This is a genomic window from Oscillospiraceae bacterium, from assembly GCA_015065085.1.
In the GTDB taxonomy this organism is placed as follows: Bacteria; Bacillota; Clostridia; order Oscillospirales; family SIG627; genus SIG627.
This window is the reverse complement of record SVQW01000019.1, coordinates 1-19225: the sequence shown is the minus strand read 5'-3', so window position 1 is coordinate 19225 and position 19225 is coordinate 1. Positions and strand designations below refer to the sequence as shown.

The following is a 19225-nucleotide window of genomic DNA, read 5'->3' as shown; positions in this document are numbered from 1 at the left end:
ATGACAGAAAAGGACATCATAACGGCATATGCCGTATTAAATAACTGCTACAAGGCAAATAAACCGCTTATACCAAAAGGAATTGTAGTCCATTCAACAGGTGCGAACAATCCGAATTTAAAGCGTTACGTGGACTCCCCCGCCCTTGTTGGTGTAAACAATATGGGCAATCACTGGAACACTCCCAAGCCGGGCGGACGCGAGGTTTGCGTTCATGCCTTTATCGGCAGGGATATAAACGGAGATGTGAGGGTTGCCAACATTCTGCCCTACACCATGCAGTGCTGGGGATGCTCAAGCGGCACAAAAGGAAGCCTTAACAGCAGTTACATTCAGTTTGAGGTATGTGAGGATTCTTTGAGCGATAAACGCTACTTTGAGCTTGCAATATCGGCGGCAGTTGAATACTGTGCATATCTGTGTCACAAATTTTCACTGGACACCGAAAACATTCTGTCCCATGCCGAGGCGCACCGTCTGGGTTACGCATCAAATCACGGCGACATCGACCACTGGCTAAAGAAATACGGCTGGAATATGGATACCTTCAGAAACGCTGTAAGAGATGTATATGACAATCTGTACACCGATTTCGCCCATGAGGTGTGCAAAAAATGCGGTTTCAGCGACGAGACGCGACGTTATCTTGACGCTTACCCCTATTCACATGAGCTTTGGAAAAAGCTATGGGCAAAAATGAAATAACCGACGGATTTATTTTTTTCGAGTTTATTTACGAAAAATAGTAAAACATTACGAAATGTCATTGAATGTCATGCCGCGGATGTGCTACAATCATGGCGGTCAAGGCGGTATCGCTCGGATGGAAAGAGACGTGAGCGACGTCCCCTGACATCCGCCGTCCGGGCTATTACATATACAGCAGGACAATATTTTAAAAGGAGGATGATGTATGACATTATGGTTTGCCTCTGCCGCGGCACTTGTCTTTATGGCATGCGGTATTCTGATTTACCGTCTGGGTGTAAGTGACGGTGTAGCACTCAGAAAGAACGGCTCCACGGGGCTGTTCTGCAAAAAAAGCACCGAAAAAGGCGAAGTGGGCGACTGGCAGAGCATTATCGGCTACGACCACCGCAAATAACTACAAAAATCCTTAAAGAAAGGAGCAGTAATGTCCAAAGAAAAATTTTTAAGCGATTGGGACCTGTACGAAGCCGGAAAGGATTATAACCGAAAAATCGGGCTTTACAGCACTATTGACAAAAACGAGCGGTTTTACCGCGGAGACCAGTGGCACGGTGTTAATTCGGGCGGTCTTCCCACTCCCGTATTCAACATTTTCAAGCGTGTTATAAACTATTTTGTTTCTTCCATCTCGTCCCAGAACATTTCCTTCAGTTTTGAAGCCCACACTCTGGGAGACATGACGGGCACAAACGAAAAGGAGCTGGAAAAGGCGGCAGGCGTCATTTCGGCGTATCTGAATTACCGTTTTGAAAAGGACGGAATAATGCAGCTTTTGCGCGAAGGGCTTCTGGACGCGGCGCTCAGCGGAGACATGTTTCTGTACGTAAGCTGGGATAACGCCAAAAAAACGGCACGTTCCTTCAACGGAGACTTTGTAACCTCGCTTGTTGACAGCACGCAGGTGTTTTTCGGAGATGTCAATTCGCACGATGTGCAAAGCCAGCCCTACATTATAATTTCGGGCAGAGACCTTGCCTCACGCCTGAGAGATGAGGCGAAGGAAAGCGGTATACCCGAAAAGGAATATGTCCGTATCACGGGCGACCGAGAGGTTCAGGACACCTTCGGAGACTATGGCAAAACCGAGCTGGAGGACACAAAATGCGGTTACATAATCAAGCTGTACAAAAAGGACGGCAGAGTGTTTTTCAGTAAAAGCACCAAAAACTCCCGTGTTATTCCCGAAACGGATACAGGGCTTTCGCGTTATCCCGTGTGCATGATGAACTGGGATAAAATCAAAAACTCATATCACGGCCAGGCGGTTGCCACGGGAATGATCGACAATCAGGTGTACATAAACAAGGCGTTTGCCATGGTTATGAAGCACATGATGAACGTTTCCTTCTCCAAGGTAATCTACAATTCCAATATTATTGACGAATGGACCAACACCGTAGGCGAAGCCATTGCGGTCAACGGAAATGTGGAAAACGCCGTTGCTACGGTGCATCCGGGCGAAATGCAAAGCGGATTTCTGGATGTAATAAACATGACAATGAGCATCACAAAGGACCTTTTAGGTGCTACCGATGCGGCGCTGGGCGAGGTTGCCCCGGAAAACACTTCAGCTATTATTGCTTTGCAGAACACCTCGGCAATACCGCTGGAAAATCAGCGCAGAGCACTTTTCTGCTTGGCGGAGGAGCTGGGAATGATATGGCTTGACTACATACTCAGCTACTACGGCACGGGACGTGTGCTTATGTACCGTGAAAACGGTGAAACAGTTCACACTCCCATCAACACCGACCACCTCAGGGATGCGCTTTTCTCCTGCATTATCGATGCGGGGGCATCCACCTACTGGAGTGAAATTTCGGCGGTCAACACACTGGATATGCTTCTCAAAAACGGTCATATTGACTTCATAAGCTATCTGGAGCGTTTGCCCGACGGAATAATCCCCAGAAAAACCGAGCTTATCGAGCAGGTAAAACAAAACATTGAAAGGAGTAATTATGAAGGAAAAGGACAGCAACAGCATGAGTGAGAAGGAGGAGCTTGAAATGCTCCGACTTGAAAATCAGCAGAAGGAGCATGTTTCAAGAGAGCTTGACCGATTGTGGGAAGTTTTCCCCGACATAAAAATCGAGGATATGCCCGATGAGGTATGGGAGCTTGTGGAAAAGGGCGAAACCCTTTTGGGCGCCTACTGCATAACACTTACCAAAAAAGCCATTGAGGAGCGTGCGGCGACTGAAAAGAACGCCGAAAATTCTCTCAAAACTCCCCCTGCCGTAAAAAACAGCGGGGACACAAAGCAATATTTCACCCGTGACGAGGTATCAAAAATGACCCGTGATCAGGTGAGAAAGAATTACGACAGAATTGTTGATTCCATGAAACACTGGAACTGAAAAAGAAAGGATGATTTAACTTATGTCACTGAACAAATTTACTTCTACCGTATGGAGCGAAACCCTTTACAAGGAGCTTGAAAAGAACTATGTTGCCGTAAAGCTGTGCAGCCGTGAGTTCGAGGGCGAAATCAAAAGCCAGGGCGACCGTGTAAAAATTTGCGGTATCAGTCCCATTACGGTTTTTGACTATTCCAAAAACACCGACATGCCCATGGCCGAGGTACTCAACGATAACGAGCGCACTCTTATTATCGACCAGGCTAAAGGCTTCAACTTCTTCATTGACGATGTTGATGCCGCCCAGAGCCGTCCCAACATCATGACAGAAGCCATGCGCCGTGCTTCGGATGCCCTGAGCGATGTGGCGGACAGATTTATATATTCGCTGAGTGACGAAAATGTAACTACCATCACCAACGACGAGGTAACCTCCGAAAGCATTATTTCCACTCTTGCGGATGCAAGACTCAAGCTTATGGAAAACAATGTGCCTGCAAGCGCATCCATTTCCCTTGAGGTATCCCCTGCAATAGAGCAGAAGCTGGTGCTCTCCAAGGTACTTCGCTCTACCGACAACACCGACGTTCTCGCAAAGGGGTATGTGGGAAGCTTTATGGGCTTTGACGTATATGTTTCCAACAACATTCCCAAAAACGGCAATGCCTACAAGTGCATTGCGCGTACCAACAGAGCTATTGCCTTTGCGGAACAGATAAACTCCGTCACCGCCTATGAGCCCGAGCTTCGCCACGGCGATGCGGTGAAGGGACTGCACCTTTACGGCGCAAAGATTGTGTACCCTACCGAAATGGTATTTCTCAATCTGACCCCCGTACAGGAAGCCAACATATAAAAAAGGGGCGCAAGCCCCTTTTTTTGAAAAGGAGAACAAATGAATTTAAAAAATGTTTTTTGCGCCGCACTTGGCACTCTGATAAGTCTTTTGTGTGCGCTGGACCGTTTTATGCCCGTGATGATATGGGTTATTACCTTTGCAACGCTGGATTTTATCACAGGGCTGATAAAGGCAAAGCTTCATCATGATATATGCTCCCGACGCGCTTTTGAGGGATTATGGAAAAAGCTCGCCCTTATCAGTGCCTTATTTCTGGGTATACTTCTTGATTTTGCACTGCCCTCTCTTGTGGGTGCGGGGGAATATGCAGTGATGTCGGGCGGTGTGGTATTCTCAAGCTTTATCGGCTTTTACATTGTAGTGGGTGAGGCTATATCGATAGTTGAAAATCTGTACGAATGCTCTGTGCCGCTTCCGGCATTTGTAATAAAATTCCTAAGGGTCTGCAAAGAGAAAATCGAAAAAGAGGGAGGTGAAGAAGAATGACGGCACAAAAAATATATCAGGCTGCGCTGGAGCTTATAAACGAGCGTGATGAAAACGGCGAGCTTTGCGACAGCACGGGAGATTTCGAGAAAAATGCACCCGGTTATCTGAGTATACTTACCATTTCGCTGTATGAGCTGGATTGTCGCATAAAGGGAGTAAGCTGTAATATCGACGACGACAATCCCCCGAGTGTAAAATCTCTTGAGGACGAAATTACACTTCATTCCGTCCTATGCCGCGGTGTTCTTCCGTACGGTCTGGCATTTATGTTGCTTCTGGAGGAAGAACCGTCACGTGCGGAAAAGTTCCGTATGCTTTACGAAAATGCGGTGTACAATCTTGAAAAAATGCACTTAAGAGGACAAAGAAAAAACATAAAGGACGTATATTGAAAGGAGTGGATATATGATTGAAAAGGAAGCGCTGTTTTACTATCCCATTGAACGCTTTACCGGGCTTAATGTTCCCGATTCGGACCAGACAGCGCTGAAAGCAGGCGAAAGCCCTTACATGAAAAATTTCACAATTACCGATACATATTCCATAAAAAAGAGAGACGGTTACACACAGCTTTACGATTTTGCCGACGGCACACGCGCGGTGTTTGCCGACAACGGCGAAAGCCCCCGTCTGTTTATAGCATCAGGCACCGATATTTACACCTGCCCATTGCCCTTTGACAGCGCAAATCTCAAAAAAGCCGGAAGTGTAGCTGACAGCGACAACTGCTTTTTTATGAAATTCGGGCTGAAGGTATATCTGTGGGGAGGAGGAAAAATACAGGTTTATGACGAAGAAAAACAGGAATTTTCGGATATTGAGCCTTACATTCCTCTGGTGGCTGTTTCCTGTAACTATCTGGGAGCCGGAACGCCCTTTGAGCAGGTAAATATGCTGACAGGAAAGTTACGAAAGCAGTACACAATAGACGAGGACGAGCGCCGTACCTTTTATATAGGAGACGAAAACTGTGTCAAAATAGACTGGCTGAAGTACAACGGAGAAATAATAAGCGCGGATAAGTATACCTTTTTCCCCTCTTCAAACGGCTTCAATATGGACAGCGGAGAGGCTATTCCCCAGGGAATAAACGTTCTTGAGGTGTGTTACTCTGTATCCGACAAGCTTGCAAATGAAAACAAAAAGAAAATTACAGACTGCCGCTACTGTATGTTTTACGGTGGTGAAAATGATACAAAAGTCTTTCTTTGGGGCAATCCCGACTATCCCGATGCGCGAATGTGGTCGGAAATGGCGGACGGAATGCCCTCGGCGGTTTATTTCGGTGAAAACAACTTTACCAGAATAGGCGACGGCTCACCCATAAGGGATATAATACGCCAATATGACCGTCAGCTTATATTCTGTGATAACGCGGCGTATCTTTCCTATATCGAGGAAAAAACGGATGAACTGGGCAGAAACTATTTTTCCTTTCCCGTGCGTACTATTTCGGACAACAAGGGGTCACTTCCCGATGCTCAGGCAAAACTGATAGAGAACGCACCTGTTACACTGTGTCACGACGGGCTTTACAAATGGATTTCCACTGCTCAGCGCGATGAGCGAAACACACACGCCGTTTCCACACGCATTAATGCTCTGTTACTGGAAGAGGAGCTTGAAAAAGCCAAAATGTATGACTTTGAAAGCCGTGGCGAGTTGTATATATATTTCCCCAACGGGAAAGTGTACATATACCGCTACCGTGCGGATGTTTTCTGTATGTACGACAACATTTTTGCACACACCTTTTTCAGAGATAACAAAAACAGCCTGTATTTCTGCGACAATGACGGAAAGCTTTTTGTTTTTGAAAGCGGTGCTGACGATAACGGAGCACCAATAGACTGTCAGTGGCAGTCGGGATATATGGATATAAATTTTCACGGTAACAAAAACCTTTATTATCTGGGAATAACCTATCAGCCTGCCGAAACCACATCACTCAGTGTAGGCTGTACCGACGACAGTGACACCGATGCGGTTATGACCCGTGTAAAGCTTCCCGTTCCCAAAAGCCCCCATGAAACAAAGCGCAGTGCAAAAATCATAAAGCACCGCATGAGAACAAAGAGATTCCAACACATAAAGCTTATGATTAAGGACAGCACAAGTCTTTCAAAAATACACATAAACCGTATCAGTCTTAACGGCAGATACACCCATATATAGAAAGGAGAAAAAATGACATATTCCAAAGATATTTACCTGAATTCCGTGGGCGGTAAAACCTCGCAACGCGATAAAATCGGCAAAAAGTACCTTCAGGTCATAAGTCAGATAGGGGAAATGTACGACAGCGCCGCCAAAGAGCTTCAGAGCCGATATCAGCTTCAGCGCTCACAGCTGAGTGCGCAGTCAAAGATATCCCAAGCAAACACCTCCGCTCAGCTGGCTCAAAAGGGGCTTTCCAAATCAGGAGAATCCATACAAAGCTCCATACTTTCCGATATGGCATACATGGGCGCATTAACATCGCTTGGCAACGACGAGGCATCAAAGCTCAACGAGCTTAACGCACAGCGTTATGCCGCCATGTCAGCTGTTCAAAAGGACATGCTTAACGCACAGAATGAAGCTGATCGTCTTGAAGCACAAATGGAATACCAAAAATCCCGCGATGATATTTCCGACAGCCGATGGGAAAAGGAATTTAACTACAATGCTTCCCGCGACTCGGTTAATGATTACCACAAGAACAGACAGTTTGAAAGTGACAACGCCAAATGGCAGGCGGAGCAGGAATACAAAAAGGAACGCGATGCCGAAAGCGACCGCAGATGGAACACCCAATACCTTTACGACGTAAACCGTGACGCCATTGAGGACGACCGCGCCGAAAGAGCCATTGCAAGAGACATATACGAAAACGACCGAGACTACAATTTTGATATGCAGAAGTATCAGGACTCAAAGAATCAGCAGAGCTTTGAAAACAACCTTTCACAGCGAGAAGCCGACCTTAAAAAGTCACAGATACAGAATGAAAACTACATAAAGGCTCAGTATCTTGAGCTTGAAAGAGAAAAGCAGGAATACGACATGAAGTACACTAAGTCCGGCTCCCATGCAGATGACATAAAGTACGATTTCGGCTATGCCGTAAATGCACAGGGCTTCATAGTACCTGACGTAACACCCGACAAATTCCTTGACAACATGATCAAGGGCAACGGTATGAACAAGCAGGACGGCGAAGTGTTTATAATACCTGCCGACTTTGAAAAAAGAGTAAATGCATTACTGGAGGATGAACGTATCGACAAAGGCTATCGACAGCTTCTGGAGATTTGTGCAAGGTCAAGAGGAATCATAAAATAAAATTCGCAATGCGCAATTCGCAATGCGCAATTAAGGAAAACTCCCGAAACGGAAAATTCCGTTTCGGGAGTTTTCGTTTTGGGAGTTTCAGTTTCGGGAGTTTATTATATACGCTTTACTTAACCTTTATTGTGACTATTTCAAAATTCTTGACGGGCAGAGTAACGGTGTTATTCTTTACCTTGAGCGGAACAATGTCATTTTCCATAAGGTCGCACAGTACCGCCTCGGTTATATCAAATCCGAATTTCAGCGTCACGTTTTCACGGCGGTCAAAGGCATCGTACATACGGACAACGGTGTGGTCACTGTCCTCTGCTTTTTTGACGGTTTCGATAACCACATTGTCCTTATCGCAGGAAACAGCGCTGTAACTTTCGGGAAGTGTTCCTTTTTCATTTTTATTAACGGCTATACTTTCAAAGGGGACATTCAGCATGTACGCCTGACGGATTGTACCTGCACGCCTGAAATCACCTGCATGGGGGAAAAGCGAATAGGTGAAGCTGTGTTTTTCCTTATCCGCATCGGGGTTAGGCCAGGTGGCGCACTTCAGAAGCGAAAGCTTCAGGGTGCTTCCTTCGGCAGAGTAGCCGTACTTGCAGTCGTTCATCAGAGACACACCGTAGCCATCCTCGGAAATATCCGCCCACTTATGGCCGCAAACCTCAAATTTTGCCGCATCCCAGGAGGTATTTGAGTGTGTGTTTCTCTCGAGAGAACCAAACTGGATGTCATAGGTTGCCTTATTGGCATGGATATCAAACGGAAAAGCGGCTTTAAGCAGAACATGATCCTCTTTCCAGTCAATATCCGTTACAAAATCGATTCGGGGATTACTGTTGTAAAGCACAATACGCTGAGATATAAGAGAGTTTGAATACCGTCTTACTATCTCAACTCCTCCGCACTCTCCGTCGGCAAAGGGTGTAATACTCTTGACATCGTCAATTACCCACATTTTCTGTTTATAGTAATCGGTGATTTCCCATGCATCGTACTGGCGGGGGTAGTCCTCATACAACTCAAGACGGTTGGCAACCTGACCTTTTTTGAGTACCTCGCGCTTGTTCTTTTTATCGTACAGAGAAGCTATCTGACCGTTTTTATCAAGCTTTATTACGTAATATTTATTCTCAATGCGTTTTTCGGTCGCCTTGATTTTACATTCGGTATGTTCCGGGGTTATTATCTTCCAGCCGAAAGCGGGAATTTTTCCCGTGCTCACGGTTTTTCCGTCAACCCTGATAAATCCGTCGGTCTCAAACCACAAAGGGTTATACACCAGCAATCCGCCGTCAGTGTTTACGTTGTGTGCGATGCGTGAAAGCTTGCTTTCTACAATACTATCGCCCGTTTTCTTTACAGCGGCGTACTGAGCATCGCAGTCATCATATACCTCTTTGATGGATGAGCCCGGCAGAATATCATGGAACTGATTGAGAAGCACTGTTTCCCAGGCATCATTAATTTCATTTTGAGGATAGCTTCCGCCCAGAAGAACCTTATCCGCAGCACTCAGTGCCTCGGCTTTCTGCAGAAGAAGCTCGCATTTTCGGTTGTTCTTCTTGTTCTTGGCTATGGAGGTGTAGGTTCCGCGATGGAACTCGAGATACAGCTCTCCCTTCCATTCGGGGGTTCTCTTGAGCTTTTTGCAGTTGGCGGTAAACTGCTTTTCCACCTCGTTAAGATACTCGGTTGAGGTGGTTATACGGGTTTTGCCCAGACCCGGCAGACCGTAGGCAAGTCTGCGCTGATATTCCAGCATTAAAGGAGTGGGACCGCCGCCACCGTCGCCATGGCCGAAGGTTATAAGCGTGTGGTCGGAGTATTCCTTTTGCTGATAGCGGTCATATGAGCCATAGACCTGGCTGGGGGTAGTATATGCCACATAAGTGGTAAAATTACCCGTGCCCTTATTCTGGGCGGTCATAAACTGCGTGAATATCTCGGTACCGTCTATACCCTCCCACATGAAGGTGTCATACGGCATTTTGTTGGTTTCGCTCCAGGAGATTTTGGAGGTTACGAATTTATCAACACCCGATTTTTTGAGTATCTGAGGCAGTGCCGCTGAATATCCGAACACATCCGGAAGCCACAGTACCCTGCTGTCGACACCGAACTCCTCTTTCATAAAGCGTTTGCCGAACATTATCTGTCTCACAAAGCTTTCGCCCGAGGTGAGATTGCAGTCAGCTTCCAGCCACATTGCACCCTCAACCTCCCACCTGCCCTCGCGGACACGCTGTTTGAGCTCCTCGTACTTTTTGGGCTGATACTTTTTGAAGTATTTATAAAGCTGAGGCTGGCTGGACATGAATATATACTCGGGGTAGCTGTTCATTAGATTGAGAACAGTGGAAAAGGAACGCTGTGTCTTTTCCTTGGTCTGCGCCAGTGTCCACAGCCATGCCACGTCAATGTGGGTGTGACCTACGCAGTGAACGGTGTTGGTATTTTTGCCGCACAGGGCATTATAGTAGTTCTTTTTAAGGTATTCCCTTGCCGCCTTTACACCCGCATGGAACTCAGGGCTGTCGGCTCTGCGAAAATCCAGAAGATTTGCCGCCTTTTCCAGCTCCGCAAGGGGAATTACGCTGTTAGGGTCGTCATTGGAGAACAGCTGTACCGTTTCAAGCGGAACCAGCATATCATAATAAAGCTCCTTGACTTCAATATCACGCTGTGCAACGGTTACGGAAACATGGCTTTTTGCATCCTGCGTACCTGTGTAGAAGTACACCATCATGTCATAATATGTGTCGGGCTGAATTTCAACCCAGGTGTGATTTACGTCAAGTCCCTGCACCACCTCGCCGTTGAGGTACAAAAGTCCCTGGGGATTTCTGGCATCCCAGCCCGAAACGGCAGTATTGAAAAACAGAATTAACTGCTTTCCGTCCTCAGCCGCCGGAGAGGTAAACCTGCAATTTATCCAGAAATGTCTGTCATCGCCGTAAAATTCCGTACCTCCGGTATATTCCTTCCATTCGGCAGTTACCTCGGGCAAAACAGGCTCCTCATATCCGCAGGAAATGAATTTTACGGGCTTTACGTCAATTACCGTTTTATCCATGGCAGCATTGAGATTTTGCAGTGTAACTTTTATTTTCTCTCTGTAAAATGCCATAGTGTGCCTCCTTATATATTTTTCGTCACGTCACGTGAGCTGTATCCATGACGGGCTTTGAATTGATGAATAATTATGGTGTATCGCAGATTCCGCAAGGAATTTATATCGCTGAGTTTAATCAATTCATTTGCGAACATTTTTAATACTGTCACGTATATAATTAGCAATATCGTCCAGATTTTCTCTTGTTAACCATATATTTAAACTGTCTGTATTCCTTATGTTGATTCCCAATATACCTCTCCACCCGGAAAGAATAAAGCTATAATCCGGTTCCGTAAAATATATCGTTTCGTCATTATTTATGCCATATTTTTTAGTTTTATCAATCATTTCGGCTAATTCCAAAAGTTCTGTTTTTGTCATGGATTCAGCTGCAAGATCATAGTTGATTCCGGGCTTTTTAACAATAACGTGTACATTCCACCATGGATCGTCATCAGTATCTTCTCCTGTTTTATATCTTTCCACTTCCGACAACCCGAATTTTATAATTCTTTCTTCCGTGTTCGATATTACTACATAGTCCACTCGAATTCACCTCGTAACTTCAGGCAATCTTGTTATTTTTTCTTTGCAGTAGTTACAGAAGCTATAAGCATTCTGCGAATTGTTCCGCATTTGTTGTTCAAATTATCGTACACCGTCTTATCTATTGCATTAACCTTGAATAAAATTTCCAACCAGTATTCGGTTTCAAAACATTCTTTGAGTGCAATTTCTAATTTATTTATAAAATCCGCTTTACTCTGTGCATATTTTGCTTCATGAGAATTGGCACCTATCGAAGAACACGACCGTAAAAGTTGATTTGTAAACACTCCTCTGCCTTTAATACCATCGCATATTGCGGTTATTTCTACGGTCAATTCAACAGCTAATTCCTTAATAGTTTTATCGTTCATCATAACCTCTCTGGCGATATACTCGCTTACGCTCGTGCGATATATTTGCTTCACAAATGCGATATAACCTCACTTTGTTCGGTTGCGATATGATATAAATTCCCGGTCACATCCCGAAGGGATATATCGCATCCGCAGGATATATCGCGTACAAAGTACATATCGCAGATTCCGCAAGGAATTTATATCGCTGAGTTTAATCGGAGATTAAACTCATTATATCATAAAAAAATATACCCGTCAATATCAATTTAATGTTGCCGCGGTATAAAATCCGACCGCACGTGTAAAATATTTTCAAAGGAAGTGATTTTATGAAAGCGGTAATAATGGCAGGGGGAAAAGGCGAAAGACTCCGTCCCCTGACTTGTGATATTCCCAAGCCCATGGTACCTGTAATGAATCAGCCCGCACTTCACCGCATTATACGGCTTCTGGCACGTCAAGGCGTAACGCAGGCGGCTGTAACCACCATGTATCTGGCGGAGGAAATAGAAAAAACGGGACGTTTTTTTGAGGGCGTGGAGCTTAACTATCTGCGTGAAAGCACACCTCTGGGCACTGCGGGAAGTGTTAAAAGAGCGGCAAGGGATTTCGATGAGGATTTTATTGTAATAAGCGGCGACTGCATCTGTGATTTCGACCTTTCCGATGCCATAGCCTTCCACCGTAAAAAAAACGCGGGATGTACCGTTATACTCACCCACCGCACCGTGCCTCTGGAATACGGCATGGCGCTTTGCCGTGAGGACGGCGGTATAACCCGCTTTATAGAAAAGCCCGACTGGAGCCAGGTTTTTTCGGGCTGTGTCAATACGGGAATATACATTATAAGCCCCGCGGTGTTAAGTCTTATACCCGACGGGGTACCCTTTGACTTTGCAAAAGACCTTTTCCCGCTTATCACGGGCAAAAGCCTTTACGGCTTTGAGGCAGAGGGCTACTGGTGCGATATCGGAAGCATAAAGGACTATTACAGATGTTGCTTTGATGCGGCGCAGGGCAAGGTAAACGGTATACAAGATATCCGCACCGATGACGGATGTATAATCGGTACAAGCTGCGTTATCCACGGCACTGTACGGGACAGCATACTTCACAACGACGTCACAGTAGGCAAAAACAGCAATCTTGAGGGCTGTATAGTATGCCGCGGTGCCAAGCTGGGTGACAATGTCACGGTTCAAAGCGGTGCCGTTATAGGTGCAGGCTGTGTTATCGGTGACAACTGCACGATAAAAAAGGGCGTTAAAATATACGCCGACATAAAAATACCCGAAGGGAGTATTGTAATGAAAGATATTATTCACGGCGGTGAAAATACCGCTGTATTTTCTGAAAACGGCATTTCGGGAAGTATAAAGGACACTCTTTCTCCCGAAAGATGCTTTGCACTGGGCGCGGCGTGCGTTATAAAGGAAGGGGACCGCGTAGGCGTCATGGCTGAAGAGAACGGCGGAGCAGTGTCCGCACTGGTTAAAAACTGCCTTATGGGCGGTATCTGCCATGCAGGCGGTACTGCTCTGGATTTCGGTGAGGGAAGCCGTACGCTTTCCTGCCATGCGGCTATGTGCTACCGTCAGGATATAATGCTTTATGTTGAAACAGGTGCCGATTCGGTACAAATCTACACTGCCGGACGGGATTCGCTGTCGCTGACGGGCGAAACCGAAAGAAGCATAAAAAAGAATTTTGAAAGCGGAGTGAAATACGGCAAAAACACCTGCAAGCCCATCGTTATTTCGGGGCTTCGGGAGCTTTATATCACTAATCTCATACGTGGCAAAGCAAATATGAAAGGGCTGAGCTGCGGTGTGTCCGACACACCCGCAGGGGGACTTCTTGCCGAGGCTCTGAATATACTGGGGGCACAGGTACAGCTTTATTCCGAAAGTGCAATGCAAAACGGAAAAAACCGTCACAAGCTTTTATTTGAAATTACAGATAATGACCTGAAGCTGTATGCAGACGGGTATCTGAAAGCAGATTTTGAGCATATACGCGCCTATCTGGTGTACCATAAAACACCTGAATACCACAACATTGCCATTCCCTACACCTCACCTGCCATTCTGGACGAAATAATTCACAACCGCGGCGGCAGGGTGTACCGTTATCTTTCCACCCCCACAGGAAGCCCCGACCTTGCCGCACGAAGTCTTGCGGCAGACATTCCCCAGCTTATTTTCCGCGACATGTGCTTTGCCGCAATGCAGATATGCCAGGTGCTGAGCGAAATGGAATTTGACCTTAAAAAGCTGAGCGAAGCATTCAAAGCACTTCCTCCTTTCTCTCGAAATATGAGAGATATAGAATACGAGGAAGAAAAGAAAGCCGCTGTTATGAAGCGTATAACCAACGACCCCTCTCCCGACACCGAGGGTGCTCAGCTTATATTCCGCGGAGGACGGGCGCTTATAATTCCCAAGCGAACGGGTGGTTTTCGCATTATTGCCGAGGCAGTAAGCACCGAGGCGGCGCGGGAAATTTCTTTTGAAGCCGAAAGGAGGCTGTATAACAGCGATGATGAACAGCTTTAAAAACGACATACAGGAAGATGAAGAATTACAGCAGGAAAAAAGCCGTTCGGTACAGCTCTCAAATATCAGCGAAAGCGGAGGGATAATAACAAAAAGCAGTGATATTGCCATACACTGCATGACAGTGGCAGGTCAGATAGAGGGTCACACCGCCTGCCCGCCCCAGGCAAAAGCCACAAAGTATGAGCATATTATCCCTCAGCTTGTAGCGGTAGAGGAAAGCCCCGACATTGACGGGCTTCTCATTGTTCTCAACACCGTCGGGGGCGACGTCGAGGCAGGACTTGCTCTGGCTGAAATGATAGCGGGCATGACCAAGCCCACTGTTTCGCTGGTATTGGGGGGCGGCCATTCCATCGGAATACCCCTTGCGGTATCGGCGAAAAAGTCATTTATCGTAAAATCCGCCACCATGACACTTCATCCCGTACGGCTCAACGGGCTTGTAATAGGCGTACCGCAACAGTTTTCCTACTTTCAGAAAATGCAGGAAAGGATACTCAACTTTATTACCGACCATTCCCGTGCGGACAACAAGACCCTTTCCGACCTTATGATGTGCACCGACGAAATGACAACTGATGTGGGAAGCATTATCGACGGAGATACAGCGGTAAATATCGGTCTTATAGATGCCATCGGAAGCCTTTCGGATGCGCTGAGCGAGTTGAGGAGAATGAGCAAGGAAAATCTTAAATAATAGTGGAAAACTGCGGACAATGTCCGCAGTTTTCTTCATTAACTGTGAATTGCGCATTATTTTTCCGTTTTCAACTGTGAATTTCGCAGTATTTTTCCGTTTTCTATTTACAAAACGCAAAAACAATGATAAAATAGAGCTATAATAACAAACATTAAGGAGCTATCGCCATGAGATATTTCGAGGACCTTTCCCTTATCAGTGAAAACCGTATGCCCCCAAGAGCACATTATATCCCCTACGAATCATTGGAAAAGGCTCTTAAGGGAGACAAAAACACTTCAAAATACTATACACTCTTAAACGGTGAGTGGGACTTCCGCTACTACGAGCGCGAGGCGGACGTCATGCTTCACGAGGATGATTGGGACAAAATCCCCGTGCCCTCCTGCTGGCAGATGCACGGCTATGACAAGCCCCAGTACACCAACGTCAACTATCCCTACCCCGTAGACCCGCCCTATCTTCCCGATGACGTTCCCTGCGGAGTTTATCATAAGGAGTTTATCCTTTCCGCCGAAAACGCACAGAGAGATACATATATCATGTTCGAGGGCGTTTCGTCCTGTCTGTACCTTTATGTCAACGGCAGTTACGCCGGCTGTTCACAGGGCTCGCACATACCCGCCGAGTTCAATATAACCGAATATGTATCCGAGGGCAAAAACGAAATAATCGTAAAGGTGCTCAAATGGTGCTGCGGAAGCTATCTTGAGGACCAGGACTTTTTCCGCTTCAACGGCATTTTCCGCGATGTATATCTGCTTCACCGTTGCAAGGACGCCCTGCGCGACATACGCATAACCGCCGACCTTACCGAAATCAAAGTCGAGGCAGAGGGTGAAATAATGCTGTTTGACGGCGACACACAGCTTGACAGCTTCACTCCCGAAAATCCCCGTCTGTGGACTGCCGAAACACCTGAATTGTACACAGTAATAGTCAAAAAAGGCGATGAATACATCCCCCAGAGAGTTGGTATGCGTACCGTTTCCACCAACCGCAAGGGCGAGCTTCTCATAAACGGCAAAAGTGTCAAGCTCAAGGGCGTTAACCATCACGACACTCATCCTCAAAAGGGCTATACCATGAGCGACGAGGATTTGAGATTTGACCTTGAGCAAATGAAAAAGCTGAATATCAACACTGTGCGCACCTCCCACTATCCCCCCACACCCTATTTTATAGAGCTGTGTGACGAGATGGGCTTTTATGTGGTTGACGAGGCGGATATAGAAACCCATGGCTTTATATGTCGTTACGGCGGCTTCAACGGCTACGACGTTGACAACGAGGACGGCATGTGGATAGTCAACAATCCAGACTGGAAGGATGCAATGCTGGAAAGAATGATACGCATGGTGCAACGCGACAAGAACCACGCCTGTGTCATAATGTGGTCCATGGGCAACGAGGCGGGCTACGGCAGGAATCATGACGTAATGGCTGACTGGACACACGATTTTGATTCCACCCGTCTTGTACATTACGAAAGAGCAAACCTAAGACATACCGATGATGAAAAACGCGTTGACATCAACAACCCCCGTGTGGATGTTATCAGCGCCATGTACACAAGTATTGACGAATGCCGTAAAATAGCCGAGCGCTCCCATGACCCCCGTCCTTTCTTCCTGTGCGAATATGCACATGCCATGGGCAACGGACCCGGCGATATATGCGATTACTGGGATTTATTCTATCAGTATCCCAATCTTATCGGCGGATGCGTATGGGAATGGGCAGACCATACCGTTATCGAAAACGGTGTGGCGAAATACGGCGGAGACTTCGGGGAATTAACTCACGACGGTAACTTCTGCTGTGACGGCATGGTATTCCATGACAGAAGCTTCAAGGCAGGCTCCTACGAAGTCAAAAAGGCTTATCAGGGCATGAAAACCTGGTTGCAGAACGACGTTCTGACGGTAATGAACCTTTACGACTTTATAAACCTCAACAAGTTTGACATCAAATACGAGCTTGTCTGCGACGGCATTGTCACCGAAGAGGGCACTATGAAAATGGACGTAAAGCCTCACAGAAGCTTCGGAACGCTGCTGCCCCTGAGTGTGCCGGACAGCTGTAAACTGGGCTGTTATGCCAACATTTACCTTATGGACGGCGAAAATGAAATCGCTTTCGACCAGCACAAGCTGGATGTACCCGTGGAAACAATGCCTCAGGGCACATGCGAAAAACTCACCTTCCGTGATGAGGGCGAATTTATATATATTGAGGGTGACGGCTTCACCTATGCCTTTAATGTTCATTACGGAGCATTCACTTCAATGGTACGCAACGGCAGAGAGCTGTTGTCGGGCAAGCATTTTCTGAGTATCTGGCGCGCCCCCACCGACAACGAGAGAGTTATCAAAAACACCTGGTACGATATGCGTTACGACAAGACCGCAAACAAGGTTTATGATATTTCGCTTGAGAACAACAAGCTCACCTGCAATATGTCCTTGGCAGGTATGTCACGCCATCCCGCGATTCGTTATACAGTAAGCTATACCTTCTTTGACAACGGCGAAATAAAGGTGGACTTTGACGGAAAGGTCAATGAAAATTACCATGACCTGCCCCGTGTGGGCTTTGAATTCGTTCTGCCCGAAAAGGACAGCGCATTTACCTACTTCGGTATGGGCGACGGCGAAAACTACTGCGACCTGCACCGCTACTGCAAAATGGGTCTTTATTCCTCCGATGCGGACAAAGAGTATGTAAACTACATCATGCCTCAGGAGCACGGTAACCACATAAACACAACACTTCTCAGAATGGAAAGCGGGCTTGAATTCACAAGCGAAAACGGCTTTGAATTCAACGTTTCACGCTACACCTCCCACGCTCTTGATGCGGCTAAGCATACAGACGAGCTGAAAAAGAGCGGTAACACCATCGTGCGTGTAGACTACCGCGGACGCGGAATCGGTTCGCGCAGCTGCGGTCCTGAGCTGATGGAGCAGTACCGTATCGAAGAGAAAAATATTAATTTTTCGTTTACGATTGGGACAAAATAATTTTACTAAAATCTATAATTTAGTGTTTACTTTTACGTAAATTTGTGATAAAATATATGTACAAAACAATTTTATCGCGATTTTGCGGAATTTTAACCCCCCGCAAATCCGAAATTTAAAAATTGCGGGAGCAACAAAATGAGTTTTAACAAAAAGGTAAACGCACTTCTTAAGGAGAAAGGCATAACCAAGGCACAGCTTGCCAAGGCGGCTGATATTCCCTACACCACGCTGGACAGCATGCTGAAAAGAGATACTGATACCGAAAAGCTTAAAACTATTTATTCTATCGCCAAAAAGCTGGGGGTTTCAGTTGAGTATCTGGTGTTCGACAATGTGGGCGAAGCCTTCCGCAACGAAAATCCGGTGTACATCTCGGAGAACGAAACCGAGCTTATCAACAACTTCCGCCTTCTGGACAAGCGCGGAGCCGCCACTGTCAATGCGGTTGTAAAGCAGCAGATAGACTACACTCAGGAAAGGGAAAAATCCGTTATGAAGCGTTCCTTCGTAAGCCTAAAGGAAAACAGAATACCCGTTTACAGCTCCCCTGCGGCGGCAGGTGAATCGTTACCGTTCGGCGATGACGATTTCAGCTACTATGACCGTGGCGACGATGTACCGCACAATGCGGACTTCGGTGTCCGTATCAGCGGTGACAGTATGGAGCCTGCCATAAAGAACAACTGCGTTGTATGGGTTCAGCGTCTTGAAACGGTGGACATAGGCAGTACGGGAATTTTTGTACTCAACGGCGAAAGCCTTTGCAAAAAGCTGGATTTCAGAAACGGCAAATGCCTTCTTACCTCCATAAACCCCAAGTACCTGCCAATAGAGGTTCTGGAAAGCGACGACCTCAGAGTTGTCGGCAAGGTTCTGGGAAGCAGTATAATTGCAGGATAAGTAATCCGCGTACCTATAACGCGGGAGTTTAAACTATAATTATCACGCGAGGTACATTCGCGAATCGGCTCGGCGCTTACGCCGCAGGGTAAGTAATCCGCAATACACTTTACTCTACAATTCGCAATTAAAAAATGCAGGAGAATTGCCCAAGTGTTCTCAAGGACACTTGGGCAGTTTTATTCGCCTTACGGCGAGTTTTATTGCTTCGCAGTGATGATATTGCCTCCGGCAGTTTATGGCGAATAAAATAACACTGAAATCGCAAGATT

The 19225-nt window shown here is 46.4% G+C and carries 16 protein-coding genes; 13 read left to right on the top strand and 3 right to left on the bottom strand.

What is annotated here, in order from left to right; all coding sequences use genetic code 11:
* The 9 genes from E7588_10075 (at position 1) to E7588_10035 (ending at position 7743) form a co-directional block, all read left to right on the top strand.
* Entirely contained in the window at positions 1 to 705 is a 705-nt protein-coding gene (locus E7588_10075; protein MBE6689599.1) for an N-acetylmuramoyl-L-alanine amidase, read from the top strand.
* Positions 706 to 913: 208 nt separating this feature from the next.
* Positions 914 to 1105, top strand: a complete 192-nt coding sequence (locus E7588_10070; GenBank protein ID MBE6689598.1) for a hypothetical protein — start codon at positions 914 to 916, stop codon at positions 1103 to 1105.
* Positions 1106 to 1135: 30 nt separating this feature from the next.
* On the top strand, positions 1136 to 2704 hold the full coding sequence (locus tag E7588_10065; protein ID MBE6689597.1) for a hypothetical protein: 1569 nt from the start codon (positions 1136 to 1138) through the stop codon (positions 2702 to 2704).
* Positions 2673 to 3071: a hypothetical protein gene (locus tag E7588_10060; GenBank protein ID MBE6689596.1), complete on the top strand. Its 399-nt coding sequence runs from the start codon at positions 2673 to 2675 to the stop codon at positions 3069 to 3071. The genes E7588_10065 and E7588_10060 overlap by 32 nt, the downstream gene beginning before the upstream one ends.
* A gap of 22 nt (positions 3072 to 3093) precedes the next feature.
* Positions 3094 to 3927, top strand: a complete 834-nt coding sequence (locus E7588_10055; GenBank protein MBE6689595.1) for a hypothetical protein — start codon at positions 3094 to 3096, stop codon at positions 3925 to 3927.
* A gap of 39 nt (positions 3928 to 3966) precedes the next feature.
* Positions 3967 to 4416 carry a phage holin family protein gene (locus E7588_10050; GenBank protein ID MBE6689594.1) on the top strand — a complete coding sequence of 150 codons (450 nt, stop codon included), beginning with the start codon at positions 3967 to 3969 and terminating at the stop codon, positions 4414 to 4416.
* Complete coding sequence (locus E7588_10045; protein ID MBE6689593.1) at positions 4413 to 4811, top strand: hypothetical protein; 399 nt, start codon at positions 4413 to 4415, stop codon at positions 4809 to 4811. Before E7588_10050 ends, E7588_10045 begins: the two co-directional genes overlap by 4 nt.
* Before the next feature lie 13 nt (positions 4812 to 4824).
* Entirely contained in the window at positions 4825 to 6594 is a 1770-nt protein-coding gene (locus E7588_10040; GenBank protein MBE6689592.1) for a hypothetical protein, read from the top strand.
* Between the two features lie 12 nt (positions 6595 to 6606).
* Positions 6607 to 7743: a hypothetical protein gene (locus E7588_10035; protein ID MBE6689591.1), complete on the top strand. Its 1137-nt coding sequence runs from the start codon at positions 6607 to 6609 to the stop codon at positions 7741 to 7743.
* 115 nt (positions 7744 to 7858) lie between these two features.
* On the opposite strand, the gene E7588_10030 is transcribed toward E7588_10035, so the two are convergent.
* The 3 genes from E7588_10030 to E7588_10020 form a co-directional block, all read right to left on the bottom strand.
* Complete coding sequence (locus E7588_10030) at positions 7859 to 10876, bottom strand: alpha-mannosidase (protein MBE6689590.1); 3018 nt, start codon at positions 10874 to 10876, stop codon at positions 7859 to 7861.
* Positions 10877 to 11002: 126 nt separating this feature from the next.
* The gene (locus tag E7588_10025; GenBank protein ID MBE6689589.1) at positions 11003 to 11410 is read right to left on the bottom strand and encodes a hypothetical protein; all 408 of its coding nucleotides are present in this window, start codon (positions 11408 to 11410) and stop codon (positions 11003 to 11005) included.
* Between the two features lie 32 nt (positions 11411 to 11442).
* A complete protein-coding gene (locus E7588_10020; GenBank protein MBE6689588.1) occupies positions 11443 to 11838 on the bottom strand; it encodes a four helix bundle protein in 396 nt (131 codons plus the stop codon).
* A gap of 260 nt (positions 11839 to 12098) precedes the next feature.
* On the opposite strand from E7588_10020, the gene E7588_10015 reads away from it, so the two are divergent.
* The 4 genes from E7588_10015 to E7588_10000 all read left to right on the top strand — a co-directional run bounded on the left by E7588_10015 (position 12099) and on the right by E7588_10000 (position 18953).
* On the top strand, positions 12099 to 14324 hold the full coding sequence (locus tag E7588_10015; GenBank protein MBE6689587.1) for a hypothetical protein: 2226 nt from the start codon (positions 12099 to 12101) through the stop codon (positions 14322 to 14324).
* Positions 14308 to 15024, top strand: a complete 717-nt coding sequence (locus E7588_10010) for a peptidase S14 (protein ID MBE6689586.1) — start codon at positions 14308 to 14310, stop codon at positions 15022 to 15024. The genes E7588_10015 and E7588_10010 overlap by 17 nt, the downstream gene beginning before the upstream one ends.
* Before the next feature lie 170 nt (positions 15025 to 15194).
* On the top strand, positions 15195 to 18050 hold the full coding sequence (locus E7588_10005) for a glycoside hydrolase family 2 (protein ID MBE6689585.1): 2856 nt from the start codon (positions 15195 to 15197) through the stop codon (positions 18048 to 18050).
* 138 nt (positions 18051 to 18188) lie between these two features.
* A complete protein-coding gene (locus E7588_10000) occupies positions 18189 to 18953 on the top strand; it encodes a helix-turn-helix domain-containing protein (GenBank protein ID MBE6689584.1) in 765 nt (254 codons plus the stop codon).
* The last annotated feature ends 272 nt before the right edge of the window (positions 18954 to 19225 follow it).